We start from the raw sequence: 12949 nt of genomic DNA, 5'->3' as shown, positions 1-12949 counted from the left end.
ATCGTTATCTATCCACAGAACCGTCGTTCCCCATGGGGAAACGTTTGTCTCATAAAAAAGGAAAGTCGCTCGCCTACTTATTCATGCTGAACAGCGTGGTGCCCTTGACCGCGTTGAATGCCGACATCGACGCCTGCAGCGACAACTGGCGCATGCTCATGTTGGAAATGGCGTCGTAGTAGTTGATCTGCGTCAGGTCGGTCAGCGTCTTGTTCAGCGTCAAGGTCCGTTGCGTGCCGGTCGTGTCCAAGGCATCCAGTTCGTTCTGGCGTGCGCCGACGGAGGCCTGCACGGTGGACACGTTGTCCAGGTTGATCGACAAAGTCTTGTTGGCCGTCGCCAGCAGGTTCACCAGCTTGGTCTGGGCCGCCGGATCGTTCTGCGCCGGGGACTTCAACGCGGTGATCAGTTCGCCCAGCGTGGCGAACATATCGACGCTGGCGCTATTGGTCGGATTGACGGTGAAGCTGTCGCCGTCTTCCGGATTGCCATCGATGACGACGCTGACGCCGCCGCCGGTGTCGATGGCGTCGCCCGGCGTGTACGCCGTCGGCGCGGTCGTGGTGCTGGTGCCGCTCGCGGGATCCGTGGTGGTGATCGTGTAGGTGACGTCGCCGGTCACCGCATCCTTGGCGAAGTCGATCTGGAAATTGTTGCCCGACGCGCCGCCGGGGGCGACGGTCAGCTGCGAACTCGTCGCCGTACCCGCGTTGGTCGCGCCAGGCGCCGCGACATAGGACGGCGTGCCGGCGGTGTTGATGGACAGGCTGTCGCCATCGGCCGGCGCGCCGTTGACCACCATGGTGACGCCACCGCCCGTGTCGATGGCGTCGCCCGGCGTGTAAGCGGCCGGCGTACTGGTAGTGGTGGCGCCCGTGGCGGCGTCCGTCGTGGTGACCGTGTACATCATGTCGCCGGTCACCGGGTCGGCCGCGAAATCGATCTTGAAGTTGTTGCCCGAGCCGCCGCCCGACGCCACGCTGGGCGTCACGAAGGTCGCCGTGCCCGTGTTGCCGGCGCCGGCCGACGCGACATAGGCGGTGCTGCCCGGCGTCGCGCGATTGAAGATGTCCGAACCGACGTCGGAGCTGTTCATCTGGCGGCTTTGTTCGACCTGGACCACACGCTGGCCGCTGTTGCCGTTGTAGGTGACCGCGCCGGTGGTCGGATCCTTGACATAGGCCGCCGCGTTGCCTGCGGTGCCCGAAAACAGGTACTGGCCGTTGCCGTCGGTGGTATTGGCCAGGGCGAACAAGGCGTCGCGCGCATGCTCCAGCACCGTGGCCAGCGTGTTGCGGTCCTGGTCCGCCAGCGTGCCGTTGCCGGCCTGCACCACCCGCGTCAACACGTCGGTCAGCGTGGACACCACGGTGGACAGCGTATTGGACTCATTGCCCAGCGAGTTGTTGGCGTCGTCGCGGTTGCTGCCGTACGCCTCCGCCATATTCAGATTCTGGTAAGCCGTGATCGCCTGTCCGGCCGCCAGCGGATCGTCCGAAGGCGTCACCACGCGACGGCCGGAACTGAGCTGCTGCTGCAGGTAGTTGACGTCCGACTCGTTCTTCAGAATGCCGTTCAGGCCACTCTGGTAAATCGTCGCGGTGCTCAGGCGAATCATGCTGTGTTACTCCGGAAGCGCTTTATCTTGATACGGGTGGCAGGTTTACTTCAGGCCCAGCAAGGCGTCGAAGACGGTGCTCGCCACGTCGATGATCTTGGCGGCGGCCTGATACTGCTCCTGGTACTGCGAAAGATTCACGTACTCTTCGTTCAGGTTCACGCCCGAAATCGACGCGTTGTTCGCCGTGCGCTGGTTGACCACCGACGTCTGCGCCTTGTCGTTGGCCTTGGCATCGGCGGTCTGCTGGCCGACGTTGTTGACGATCTGCGAGAACATGTCGGTCACGCTCAGCGAACCGCCCGACAGGTTGCGCGTGGTCTGCAGCTTGGCCAGGGCCAGGGCGTTGTCGCCGTTGGCCGAACCCGGATTCGTCGTGCTGGACGCGGCGATCTTGGCCGGATCGGTGATCGCCATGCCCAGGTCGCGCGCCGCGTTGCGGGTCGGTTGCAGCGTCCAGTTGTCGCCGGCGTTCGGCGTGCCGGAGATGCTGACCGTCAGCCCGTCGAAGTCCAGCGCGGTAGGCGGCGTGCCCGTGGCCGTCGCCGTCACCGAGGTGTTGTCCGGCAGGCGCGTGACCGTATAGTTGGTGCCGTCGTAGCTGATCTTGTAGTCGCTGGCCGTCAGCTGGCTGGCGTCGGTGTAGGTCGCCGTCAGGCTGCCGTTACCGGTGTTCTTGGCGCCCGTCAGCGCGGTGGACGGCGGCAGCGAGAAGAAATCGCCGCCAGCGTTGCCCTGCAGGTCGACGCCCTGCTGGTGCAGCGCATTGAAGGTCATCGCCAGGCCGGCCGCCATCTGGCCAAGCTGGTTCTGCACCACGTCCAGGGAGTTCGAGCGGAACTGCAGCAGGCCGCCCAGGGTGCCGTTGGTGAGCTTGGCGTCGTTCAGTTCGACCGGGGTCGTGGCCCCGCCCGGGCCGGACGGCAGGTTGTAGGCCACCACCGTGCGCGTCGGGTCGGACGCCGACGGAATGGCCTGCAGGGAGTAGACCGTCGTGCCCGACAGCAGCGCCTGGCCCGATTCCAGTGAAATACTGACCGTGTCGCCCTGGGTGGTGTAGCGGATGCCTACCGTCTTCGACAGTTCGGACAGCAGCTGGTCGCGCTGGTCCAGCAGGTCGTTGGGCGCATTGCCGCCGCCCTGGCCGCGGGCCACGACGATTTCCTGGTTCAGCTTGTTGATCTGGTTCAGGTAGCCGTTGACGGAATTCACCGTCTGGCTGATCTGCTGGTTCAGGCCGTCGCGCTGGGTCTGCAGGTCCTGGTAGGCGGAATTGATCTGCGACACCAGGGCCTGGCCCTTGCCGATCAGGTCCTGCCGGGTCGCGGCATCCGCCGGCTTGCTGGCCACGGCGTTCACGCTGGCGAAGAAATCGGCCAGCGCCGGGGAGATCCCCACCGTTTCGTCGCCCATCATGTTGTCGATCTGGGTGACCTGGTCCAGATAGGTCGAGTACGAGGAGCTGGTGCTCTGCGAGCCTACCAGTTGCTTGTACAGGAAGCTGTCGTACTGCCGCTGGACCGTGTCGACCTGTACGCCGCGACCGTAGAAGCCGGCCGCACTGGCGGTCGAGCCCGCCGTCGACGTCAGCACGCGCTGGCGGTTGTAGCCGTCCGTCGTGGAGTTGTCGATGTTATGGCCGGTGGTGGTCAACCCCGCTTGCGCCGCATTCAGACCACTCAGGCCCAGGCTGTACAAACTCATGGTCGGGATGCCTCTCGAATAACCGTGTTGAAACGTCTGGATATTGGCTTAACGGCAAGCGCGTTCGAAACTTAATGAAATGCAAAGTGATGCTCCGCGCCGGCAGTGCGGCCGCCGCGTTTCCCTGTCCTAGGGGTCTCCGGCGCCCTCGAAATCGCTGCCCAGCAGCTCTGCCTTGCCGTCCAGCCCGGCGGCGTCGGACACCTTGGCCAGACGTCCGGCACCCTGCAGCTGGCCCATGACGCCGATCAGCTTGTCCGCGTAGCGGGGGTCGGTGGCGTAGCCGGCGGCCTGGATGCGGCGGGCCGCGTCGATCTCGTCGCGCGCGTCGGCGACCGCGTCGTAGCGCGGATTGGTCCCCAGCAGGCGCGCGTAGTCGGCGAAGGATTCCTCGTAGGAGTTGTAGGCGCGGAACGCCTGCGTGACCTTGCGTGGCGTGCCGTTCTCGTATTCGGTGGTCAGGACATTGACCGTCTTGCCCTTCCAGCTGTCGCCGGCCTTGATGCCGAACAGGTTGTAGCTGGTGCGGCCATCGGGATAGCGGATCTCGCGCTGGCCCCAGCCGGATTCCAGGGCGGCCTGGCCCATGATCAGGCGGGCCGGCACGCCGCTCTGGCGTTCCGCGGCCTTCGCGGCCGGCGCCATCTGGGCGACGAAGTCCACCACATGGTCGGGCGCGCCTTCCGCCGCGGCCAGGGCGCGGTCGGACGCCCCGCCCCGCCGCAGCACGCGCAGCAGTGCGGCGATTTCCGGGTTCGACGAGCCGGAGGTCACCGTGCGGGCGGCCAGGTCCAGGGGCTTCATGGCCTGGGCGCCGTCCTGGGCGGCGCCGTCCTGCGCCGCGCCGTCCTGTCCGGCGGCCGGCTGGTTGGCTTGCATCTGCTTCAGCAGCGACTGCGCCAGGCCGATGCCGGGATTGGCCAGTTGCAGCGCCAGCTGCTGGTCGGCCATCGATTGCATCATCTGCGACTCATTGGAATCGAGCAGGCCGCTTTTCATGGTGGCCTGGCGCATCTGCTTGAGCAGCATCTGGATATAGACGGCTTCGAACTGGCGCGCCACCTCGGCCTGCTTCTCGGCGGAGCCCGGCTGGGTCGTCACGTCGCGATGCAGGCTGGAGAGCGAGCCGAAGTCGAATATGGAGGGCTGGCCGGCGCCCGCGGTGTGGGAGGAGCCGAGCGCCATGGCTTAGATGATCTCCAGCTCGGCGCGCAGGGCGCCGGCGGTCTGCATGGCCTGCAGGATGGCCAGCAGGTCCTGCGGCGTGGCGCCCAGGGCGTTCAGCGCCCGCACCACGTCGGCCAGGTTGGCGCTGGTGCGCACGTGCTGCAGCGAACCGTTTTCCTGGCGGACGTCGATCTGCGTGTTCGGCACCACGACGGTCTGGCCGCCGCCGAACGGGGTGTTGGGCTGCGACACCGCATTGGTCTGGTTGACCACCACCGACAGATTGCCATGGGCGACGGCCGATTCTTCGAGCATCACGGTACGGTTCATCACCACCGAACCGGTACGGGCATTGACGATGACCTTGGCGCTCGCGGGCGCGCGCGTCACCTGCAGGTTTTCCATCTGCGAAATGAAGGCGGCCTGTGCGGCCGGGTCGGTGGGCGCCTGCACGCGTATCGTGCGGCCGTCGACGACCTGCGACACGCCGCCGCCGAAATGCCGGTTCAAGGCGGCCGCGACGTTCTGCGCGGTGCCGAAATCCAGTTCGTTCAGCTCGACGAACATGCTGCCGTTGCGCGCGAAGGTCGTCGGCACGCCGCGCTCGACGACGGCGCCGTTGCTGATGCGGCCGCCGTTCAGCTGGTTGATCTGCACGCTGGATCCGCCGGCGGACGCGCCGGCGCCGCCGACCAGGATGTTGCCCTGGGCCAGGGCATAGACCTGGCCATCGGCGCCCTTCATCGGCGTCAGCAGCAGGGTGCCGCCGCGCAGGCTCTTGGCGTTACCCATCGACGACACGTTGACGTCGTAGGTCTGCCCGGGCCGCGAGAACGCCGGCAGGCTCATGGTCACCATGACCGCCGCGACGTTCTTCAGCTGCATATTGCTGTTGTTGGGCATGGTCACGCCCAGCTGCGACAGCATGTTGGTGACGCTCTGCTGGGTGAACGGCGCCTGGCGCACCTGGTCGCCGGTCCCGTCCAGGCCAACCACCAGGCCGTAGCCGATCAACTGGTTGCCGCGCACGCCCTGGATGCTGGCCAGGTCCTTCAGCCGCTCGGCATGCGCCAGGCCGGCCGCGGCCAGCAGCACGCCCGCCAGCAGCGCCCCCGCCAGGCGGCGGAGCGCGTCGGGATAGGCTGTGAGATAAGTCATATCGGAATTAGAACGGGTTCGCGATCAGGAAAAAGCGCTGCAGCCAGCCCATCGTCTGGACTTCGTCCATGACGCCCTTGCTGCGGTATTCGATGCGAGCGTCGGCCACCTGGGTCGAAGACACGGTATTCACTCCGGTCACCGAGCGCGGATCCACCACGCCGGAGAAACGGATGTATTCGCTGCCGCGATTGATCGCGATCTGCTTTTCGCCGGCCACCTGCAGGTTGCCATTGGGCAGCACGCCGACCACCGTGGTCGTCAGCACGCCCGTGAAGGTGTTGTTGGCGCTGCTGTCGCCCGCGCCCTTGTTCACATTGCTGCCGGTGGTATTGGTATCGAGCTTGGCATTGAACCAGCTGCCCAGGAAACCCGGCGAAGCGGCGATGGAATTGTCGGTGCTGGACGTGCGCGTCGTATTGGTCGCGACGTTCTTGGCGGCCGCGGTTCGCTCTTCCAGCACCACGGTCACGACGTCGCCGACGTTGCGCGGGCGGCGGTCCTCGAACAGCGGATAGTTGCCGTAGACGGTGGGCTGGTAGATCGACCCATCGGGCAAGGGCGTCGGCGCCGTGGGCATGGGCGGCATGGCCGTCGTCGGCCCCAGCACGACCGGCTCGGGCGGCACCAGCGAACAACCCGCCAGTCCGGCGGTCAACAGCAAAGACGCCACCACGCCGCGCCAGGCCGGCCTGCCCACCGCCAGGAAGCACACGGATCGAAGGAAAAGCACGGCGCGCATGGGTCGTTTCATCAAAGCTGGGTCAGGCGGGCGAGCATCTGGTCGGACGTTTCGACCGCCTTGCTGTTCATTTCGTAGGCGCGTTGGGTGGTGATCATGTTCACCAGTTCTTCCGCGACATTGACGTTGGAGGTTTCGACGTACTGCTGCAGGATGCTGCCCAGGCCGTCCACCGTGGGCTGGCCGATGTTGGGCGCGCCGGAGGCGTCCGTTTCCAGGTACAGGTTATCGCCAACCGACTGCAGTCCGTTGGGATTGATGAAATTGGCCAGCTGCAATTGGCCGATCTGCACGTTGGTGCCGGGCGCGGCGGGCTGGGTCACGGAGACGGTGCCGTCCTTGCCGATGGTCAACGACAGCGCATTGTTGGGCACGTTGATGGGCGGCTGGATCACCAGGCCGCCGGCGGTGGTCAGCTGGCCGTTCTGGTCGACCTGCAGCGATCCGTCGCGCGTATAGGCGTCCGTGCCGTCGGGCAACTGCACGTTCAGGAAACCCTGCCCCTGGATCGCGATGTCCATGGGGTCGCTGGTATTGGTCAGGTTGCCTTCCGTGTGCAGGCGTTCCGTGGCGGCCACGCGCGTACCGGTACCCAGCTGCAGGCCCGACGGCAGCTGGTTGGCGTCGCCGACCTGGGCGCCGGGCTGGCGCAGCGTCTGGTACATCAGGTCCTGGAACACGGCCCGGCCGCGCTTGAAGCCATTGGTGTTGACGTTGGCCAGGTTGTTGGAAATGACGTCCAGCGAAGTCTGCTGGCCTTCCAGGCCGGTCTTGGCGATCCACAGCGAACGTAGCATGGTGTTTGGGGCTCCTGGGTGCGCGGCGCGATAGCCGCGTCACGATGAATGCTTTACTGAAATACTTAACTGACTGAGAGCAAGGTGTTGGCCTTGTCCTCGTTGGTCTGCGCGTCGCGGATGACCTGCATCTGCATCTCGAAACGGCGCGAATTCTCGATCATGCCGACCATGGACGACGCGGCATTGGCATTGCTGCCCTCCAGCACCCCGGGCATGACGCGCAAGGTCGGATCGGCGGGCATGGCCGGCGCCGGCTGGCCATTGGCCGCGACGCGGCGGAACACGCCGTCGTCCCCGTGCACCAGCGAGGTCAGCGGCGGGCTGACCAGCTTGATGGTCCCCAGGTTGAGGATGGTGTTGGGCGGGTCGCCGGCGCCGATGGCCGTGATCGTGCCGTCCGACGCGATGGTCAGCGTCGCGTTGGGCGGTACGTCGATGGGGCCGTTCTGGTTGGACAGCACCGGCATGCCCTGCGCGGTCTGCAGCAGGCCGTTGACGCCGACCTGCAGGTCGCCCGATCGCGTGTAGGCCTCGCCCTGCGGCGTCTGCACCGCGATCCAGCCATCGCCGGTCACGGCGATGTCCAGGTCGCGCCCCGTGGCGTCCATCACGCCGGGCGTGAAGTCGTTGCGCGGCGTGGCGGCGACGGTGGAAACACGGGTCGGCAGGCTGGTGGCGTCGTTGACCGGCACCGACCGGTACATGGCCATCTGCGCCCGGAACCCGGGCGTATTGACGTTGGCCATGTTGTTGGTCAGAACGGCCTGCTCCTCGTTGATGCGAACAGCACCGTTCATCGCGGTGTAAATGACTCGATCCATGCGCGCCTATCCTGCCTGGTTACCGTTTGCCGTCACGTTTACTGAATGGCCAGCAAGGACTGCAGCACCTGGTCCTGCGTCTTGATGGTGTTCGTGTTGGCCTGGTAGGTCCGCTGGGCCACGATCATGTTCACCAGTTCGGTGCTCAGGTTGACGTTGGAGGCTTCCACCGCCTGGCCTTGCAGATTGGCGAGCCCGTTGGTGCCCGGCTGGCCGAGCACGGCCTGGCCGGATTCCGACGTTTCGCTCCAGGCGTTGTCGCCGATGGGCTGCAGGCCGTTCACGTTGTTGAAGCTGGCCAGCGCCACGGTGCCGACGGTCTGCGTCTTGCCGTTGGTGTAGTTGGCGATGATGCTGCCATCCTTGCCGAAGCTGATGCTGGTGAACTCGCCGGTGGTATTGCCGTCCGGGGTGAAGCCGGCGGAAAAGTCGCCGCCGAACTGCGAGGTGCCCGTGTAGTCCATCGCAATCGCCAGCGGCGCCGCCGGCGAACCCGTGCCGCCCGGCGTGGCGAACGACAGGTTCACCGTGGGCGGGTTGTTCAGCAGGCGTCCCGAGGTGTCGAAGGTCAGCTGGGTCGCGCCGCCCCACGGCGTGGCGGGCGTGGTCGTGGCGTCCGGCGGCGTGGTGGGCGCCATCGCGGCGCCGTCCAGCGTGTAGTACACGTCGTAGACGCTGGTGGCCGGGGGACCGGCCGCGCCGGCACGCTTGGCGAAATATGTGGTCAGCTGGTGCGAGTTGCCCAGCGAGTCGTACACCGTCATCGGCTGCGAATCCGTGTACGTCGCCGTATTGGTCGGATCGAAATCGGTGGTCGCGGGGATCACGGCCGCATTGGCGTTCAGGTTGGCCGTGAAGCCGGACTTGGTCGTCGCGGCCGGCGCGATGTTGGCCGTGGGCAGCGACAGCGGCACGGGCGCCGTGCCGACGCCGCCGGGACCGTAGCCCGTCAGCTGCTGGCCCGCCGCATTGATGATGTTGTTGTCCTTGTCGATGCCGAACTGGCCGTTGCGCGTGTAGGAGACCGCGCCGCTGCCATCGACCATGCGGAAGAACCCGTTGGCGCCGTCGATGGCCAGGTCGTACTGGCCGCCGGTGGAGGTGACGTTGCCCACCGTGAAGCGCTGGTCGATCGAGGCGACCTTCACGCCCAGGCCGACGCGCGACGTGGCGTAGATATCGGCGAACGTGGCCGTGGCGGACTTGAAGCCCACGGTGTTCGCGTTGGCGATGTTGTTGCCGATCACGTCCAGATTCTGCGACGCGGCATCCAGTCCGCTAAGTCCTTGTCCGAAACCCATGCGTTCTCTCGCTTATTCAGAAGATTGATGGAAGCCGGAAGACCGGCAAAGGGCGGCCAGGCCGCCGCTGTCTATCAGGTACCCAAAACCTTGCGCACATCCAGCAGGCTGACCTGGCCGGCCAGGCCCACGTCCAGCCGCACGCCCTGCGTGCCGTACGAAACCCCGCCCACCTGGCCATAGGTGAGCGCCTCGGCCGTGACCGCGTTGCCGTTCGGATCGGTCGCCTTGACGGTGAACGTGTACTTGCCGTCCGGCACCGCGTTGCCCGAGTCGTCCTTGCCATCCCACGACGGCATGATGACGCCGGCGTCCTGCGCGCCCAGGTCCATGGAGCGGACCACGCGGCCCGTGCTGTCCAGGATCTTGATCGAAACGTCATGCGCGTCGTTCTGCACGTCGATGCCGATCGGCGTCATGACGCGCGCGCCAGTGGCGTCGGTATCGACCTTCAGCGCATCGCCCGGGAAAAGCACCTGCTTGCCTATCATGGACACGGCGTCCATCGACTGGCCCAGGTCGACCTGGCTGCTGATGGTCTGCAGGACGCTCTTCAGGTCCTGCACGCCCTGCACGGTGGAGATCTGCGCCAATTGCGAGGTCAACTGGTAGTTGTCCATCGGATTGAGCGGATCCTGGTTGTTCAACTGGGCAACCAACAGCGTCAGGAACTGGTCCTGCAGGGACTGCGCGCTGGACGCGCCGCCCGACGTCGCCGTGTTGGCGGCGTTGGCGGTGTTGTTGTTGACGTTACTGGTAGTGGTCATGCAAGACTCCGGTGTCCGGGATCGCCGCGCGCGTCGCGCTACTGGCCGATCTGCAAGGTTTTCTGCATCAAGGCCTTGGCCGTGTTCAGGACTTCGACGTTGGCCTGGTAGGAGCGCGACGCCGAAATCATGTTCACCGTTTCGGCCACCGGGTCGACGTTGGGCATGGTGACGTAGCCCTGGTTGTCGGCCAGCGGGTTGGACGGATCGAACAGGCGCTTCATCGGCGCATCGCTCTGCACGATGCCGGCCACGCGCACGCCGCCGATTTCGGCGCCGGTCATCTGGCCTTGCGACGGATTCACCTGGAACACCACCTGGCGGGCCCGGTACGGCTGGCCGTCGGGACCGACGGCGCTATCGGCGTTGGCCAGGTTGCTGGCCGCCACGTTCATGCGCTGCGACTGCGCCGTCAGCGCCGAACCCGCGATGTCGAAAATGCTCAACAAACTCATGGTCTATCCCGTATCCGCGTTATTCGGAGATGGCCAGCAGCATGTCCTTGATCTTTGAGGTCAGGACGGTGGAGGTGCTCTGGTAATGCAGCGTGTTGTCGGCGAAGCGCACCCGCTCGCCGTCCATGTCCACGGTATTGCCGTCGAGGCTGGCCTGGTACGGATTGCGGTACAGCAGGTCCACCGTCGGCTGGGCCGGGCCCTGCGCCGGAATGTGGCGCGGCGAGGTCAGCGACAGGCTGACCGCCGGCAGGTTCAGGTTCGCGCCCATCGCGCCTTCCAGCGCCGAGCGGAAATCGAAGTCGCGCGCCTTGAAGTTGGGCGTATCGGCATTGGCGATGTTGGCCGACAGGACTTCCTGGCGCTGCGCGCGCAAACCCAGCGATTGCTGGAAGAAGCCAAGATCCTGGCTGAGGCGGTCTATCATCCGGGTCGCGTCCCTGGTCGTACGGGGCCATGCGGCCATCCAGCCGGGCGGTTGCCGGGCCGGTGCGTATTGGCCAACCCCAAGGCGAAGGGCGCGCGCTCCTGGCGGAACGGCGCTGCGGGACGGACCTTTCGGCACGGAAGGAATCATAGGTGCGGCGGACAACGCACAATCATCCAAATAACCGACTATTCGTCCGCCAATTCGGGTATTGCTTATGCGCGCGGACTTCTACAATTCCGTCCATGCCCATGATCCGACGTATTCCGATCCTTGCCCTGGCGCTCTCCGCGCTGGGTGCCCTGCCCGGCCCCGCGCGCGCCCAGGCCCAGGCGGTCGATCGGCCGCAGGATCCCGTGGCGGTCCAGCAGGTCGCGCAGAATTACCTGTTGCAGCAGCTGGCATCGCTGCCGGCGCAGCCCAACATCCAGATGGACGAGGTGCATACCGAACGGCTGCCCGCCTGCGACGCCCTGACCGCCTCGATAGCCGGGCCGATGCGGCCGCGCGCCCGCATGAGCGTGGCCGTGCGCTGCGCCGCGCCCAAGCCGTGGAACGTATATGTGCAGGCCACCGTCAGCCTGCCTGGCCAGTACTACGTGGCCGCGCGCCCCATCAATGCCGGCGAGACCCTGCGCATGGAAGACCTGGCGCCGCGCGACGGCGACCTGATCAACCTGCCCCCCGGCGCCATCACCGATCCGCAGAGCGTGATCGGCATGACGGTAAGCTACCGCGTCGGCATGGGGCAACCCGTCCGAGCCAACAACCTGCGCAGCGCCGGTTCGGTGCAGCGCGGCCAGACGGTGCGCATCACGGCGCGCGGCGCGGGTTTCGTGGTCAGCAGCGAAGGCCAGGTGATGCAGAACGCCACGCCGGGGTCGACGGTGGAAGTCAAGACGTCCTCCGGCCAGGTCGTGAGCGGGATCCTGCAGCCCACCGGCATCGTGGAAGTGCCACTGTAAACATGGCGATTCCTGACATTATTCTGAACAGATGCGGACCAGTTAGCCGCCGATCGGCCAATTTGGCGGCCGGGGCCCAGGCCGGTACACTGAGGAGCCCGTCCCGTGGGCCCGCCCTAAAGTTTGGGGCGCCGATGCCGTTACAGGGACATACGCAGGCGCTTCCGCCCGCACAGCCAGGAGCCCGTTCCGGCGGGATTTTGACGTGAAGATCAATTCCTCGACTACCCGGCCTTCGACCACTCCCACCGAGACCACGGGTGCGCGTACCGCCGTCGCCCAGGCCTACGGCGGCGTCGCCGGCGGCGGGTCGAGCAGCGCACAGGTGGACCTGAGCCCGATGTCCCGCAAGCTGATCGACCTGCAGAACGGCGCCGGCGACATCGATACCGCCAAGGTCCAGGCCATCCGCGACGCCATCGCGGCCGGCCAGCTCAAGATCGATCCCACCAAAATCGCCGATGGCCTGATCGCCAGCGCCCAGGAACTATTGAAGTGACCTTTATGAGTGCCACGGAAAAGCTGCTCGCTTGCCTGCTGGAAGAAGATGCGGTGGTCGCGGAATTCACCGAACTGCTCGGTTCCGAAACGGTCGCCCTGACGGAGCGCCAATCCTTCAATGCGTTGAACCAGATCACCGTTTCGAAGAACGGGATCGCCGCGCGCCTGCATGAACTGAGCGAACGGCGCGACGCCCTGCTCGCCGAACTCGGTTTCGGTCCGGGGCACGATGGCACCACGGAAGCCGCCGCGCGGCATCCGGAAATCGCCGAGACCTGGCGTCAGTTGCTCGACCGCTGCGCCGCCGCCGCCGGCATCAACGACCGCAACGGCGCGCTGATCGATATGCACCTGCGCTATACCGAGGAAGCCCTGGACGCGCTGCAATCCCTGACCAAACGGTCCAGCCTCTACGAACCCAACGGCCGTGCGCGCCAGGGCAATACGGGCAAGACCATCATCGCGACCTGATCGGAGCGTTCGATGAAAGAAAAAGGCCGGCATATGCCGGCCTTTTTTTGCC

At 66.0% G+C, this 12949-nt stretch carries 14 protein-coding genes; 3 read left to right on the top strand and 11 right to left on the bottom strand.

Annotated elements, in window-relative coordinates; all coding sequences use genetic code 11:
• Positions 1-73: 73 nt before the first annotated feature.
• The 11 genes from flgL to flgB all read right to left on the bottom strand — a co-directional run bounded on the left by flgL (position 74) and on the right by flgB (position 10960).
• Positions 74-1618: a flagellar hook-associated protein FlgL gene (gene flgL / locus CAL26_RS11760; protein ID WP_094847118.1), complete on the bottom strand. Its 1545-nt coding sequence runs from the start codon at positions 1616-1618 to the stop codon at positions 74-76.
• Positions 1619-1663: 45 nt separating this feature from the next.
• The gene (gene flgK, locus CAL26_RS11755) at positions 1664-3322 is read right to left on the bottom strand and encodes a flagellar hook-associated protein FlgK (RefSeq protein WP_094847117.1); all 1659 of its coding nucleotides are present in this window, start codon (positions 3320-3322) and stop codon (positions 1664-1666) included.
• A gap of 129 nt (positions 3323-3451) precedes the next feature.
• Complete coding sequence (flgJ, locus tag CAL26_RS11750; protein ID WP_094847116.1) at positions 3452-4507, bottom strand: flagellar assembly peptidoglycan hydrolase FlgJ; 1056 nt, start codon at positions 4505-4507, stop codon at positions 3452-3454.
• Positions 4508-4510: 3 nt separating this feature from the next.
• Positions 4511-5647: a flagellar basal body P-ring protein FlgI gene (locus CAL26_RS11745; RefSeq protein WP_094847115.1), complete on the bottom strand. Its 1137-nt coding sequence runs from the start codon at positions 5645-5647 to the stop codon at positions 4511-4513.
• A gap of 7 nt (positions 5648-5654) precedes the next feature.
• Complete coding sequence (locus CAL26_RS11740) at positions 5655-6389, bottom strand: flagellar basal body L-ring protein FlgH (RefSeq protein ID WP_094847114.1); 735 nt, start codon at positions 6387-6389, stop codon at positions 5655-5657.
• A gap of 11 nt (positions 6390-6400) precedes the next feature.
• Positions 6401-7186, bottom strand: coding sequence for a flagellar basal-body rod protein FlgG (gene flgG, locus CAL26_RS11735; RefSeq protein ID WP_094847113.1), 786 nt, complete (start codon positions 7184-7186; stop codon positions 6401-6403).
• A gap of 65 nt (positions 7187-7251) precedes the next feature.
• Positions 7252-8010 (bottom strand): flagellar basal body rod protein FlgF, encoded by a 759-nt coding sequence (locus CAL26_RS11730; protein ID WP_094847112.1) that lies wholly within the window; start codon positions 8008-8010, stop codon positions 7252-7254.
• Positions 8011-8048: 38 nt separating this feature from the next.
• Positions 8049-9311, bottom strand: coding sequence for a flagellar hook protein FlgE (flgE, locus tag CAL26_RS11725; RefSeq protein WP_094847111.1), 1263 nt, complete (start codon positions 9309-9311; stop codon positions 8049-8051).
• 74 nt (positions 9312-9385) lie between these two features.
• A complete protein-coding gene (locus tag CAL26_RS11720) occupies positions 9386-10078 on the bottom strand; it encodes a flagellar hook capping FlgD N-terminal domain-containing protein (RefSeq protein WP_094847110.1) in 693 nt (230 codons plus the stop codon).
• 38 nt (positions 10079-10116) lie between these two features.
• A complete protein-coding gene (gene flgC, locus CAL26_RS11715; protein WP_094847109.1) occupies positions 10117-10533 on the bottom strand; it encodes a flagellar basal body rod protein FlgC in 417 nt (138 codons plus the stop codon).
• 19 nt (positions 10534-10552) lie between these two features.
• A complete protein-coding gene (flgB, locus tag CAL26_RS11710; protein ID WP_094847108.1) occupies positions 10553-10960 on the bottom strand; it encodes a flagellar basal body rod protein FlgB in 408 nt (135 codons plus the stop codon).
• A gap of 245 nt (positions 10961-11205) precedes the next feature.
• Between flgB and flgA the strand changes: the two genes are divergently transcribed.
• The 3 genes from flgA to CAL26_RS11695 all read left to right on the top strand — a co-directional run bounded on the left by flgA (position 11206) and on the right by CAL26_RS11695 (position 12897).
• Positions 11206-11925: a flagellar basal body P-ring formation chaperone FlgA gene (gene flgA / locus CAL26_RS11705; RefSeq protein ID WP_256988368.1), complete on the top strand. Its 720-nt coding sequence runs from the start codon at positions 11206-11208 to the stop codon at positions 11923-11925.
• Positions 11926-12130: 205 nt separating this feature from the next.
• Positions 12131-12424: a flagellar biosynthesis anti-sigma factor FlgM gene (gene flgM / locus CAL26_RS11700; protein WP_094847107.1), complete on the top strand. Its 294-nt coding sequence runs from the start codon at positions 12131-12133 to the stop codon at positions 12422-12424.
• Between the two features lie 5 nt (positions 12425-12429).
• The gene (locus tag CAL26_RS11695) at positions 12430-12897 is read left to right on the top strand and encodes a flagella synthesis protein FlgN (RefSeq protein WP_094847106.1); all 468 of its coding nucleotides are present in this window, start codon (positions 12430-12432) and stop codon (positions 12895-12897) included.
• Positions 12898-12949 lie beyond the last annotated feature (52 nt).

This window comes from Bordetella genomosp. 9 (assembly GCF_002261425.1).
GTDB lineage: Bacteria > Pseudomonadota > Gammaproteobacteria > Burkholderiales > Burkholderiaceae_B > Bordetella_C.
This window is presented reverse-complemented; position numbering and strand designations above follow the sequence as displayed.

Excerpts from the sequence above, each read along its gene's own strand:
- flgL (WP_094847118.1), bottom strand. The coding sequence starts at position 1,618 with ATGATTCGCCTGAGCACCGCGACGATTTACCAGAGTGGCCTGAACGGC.
- flgK (WP_094847117.1), bottom strand. The coding sequence starts at position 3,322 with ATGAGTTTGTACAGCCTGGGCCTGAGTGGTCTGAATGCGGCGCAAGCG.
- flgJ (WP_094847116.1), bottom strand. The coding sequence starts at position 4,507 with ATGGCGCTCGGCTCCTCCCACACCGCGGGCGCCGGCCAGCCCTCCATA.
- CAL26_RS11745 (WP_094847115.1), bottom strand. The coding sequence starts at position 5,647 with ATGACTTATCTCACAGCCTATCCCGACGCGCTCCGCCGCCTGGCGGGG.
- CAL26_RS11740 (WP_094847114.1), bottom strand. The coding sequence starts at position 6,389 with ATGCGCGCCGTGCTTTTCCTTCGATCCGTGTGCTTCCTGGCGGTGGGC.
- flgG (WP_094847113.1), bottom strand. The coding sequence starts at position 7,186 with ATGCTACGTTCGCTGTGGATCGCCAAGACCGGCCTGGAAGGCCAGCAG.
- CAL26_RS11730 (WP_094847112.1), bottom strand. The coding sequence starts at position 8,010 with ATGGATCGAGTCATTTACACCGCGATGAACGGTGCTGTTCGCATCAAC.
- flgE (WP_094847111.1), bottom strand. The coding sequence starts at position 9,311 with ATGGGTTTCGGACAAGGACTTAGCGGACTGGATGCCGCGTCGCAGAAT.
- CAL26_RS11720 (WP_094847110.1), bottom strand. The coding sequence starts at position 10,078 with ATGACCACTACCAGTAACGTCAACAACAACACCGCCAACGCCGCCAAC.
- flgC (WP_094847109.1), bottom strand. The coding sequence starts at position 10,533 with ATGAGTTTGTTGAGCATTTTCGACATCGCGGGTTCGGCGCTGACGGCG.
- flgB (WP_094847108.1), bottom strand. The coding sequence starts at position 10,960 with ATGATAGACCGCCTCAGCCAGGATCTTGGCTTCTTCCAGCAATCGCTG.
- flgA (WP_256988368.1), top strand. The coding sequence starts at position 11,206 with ATGCCCATGATCCGACGTATTCCGATCCTTGCCCTGGCGCTCTCCGCG.
- CAL26_RS11695 (WP_094847106.1), top strand. The coding sequence starts at position 12,430 with ATGAGTGCCACGGAAAAGCTGCTCGCTTGCCTGCTGGAAGAAGATGCG.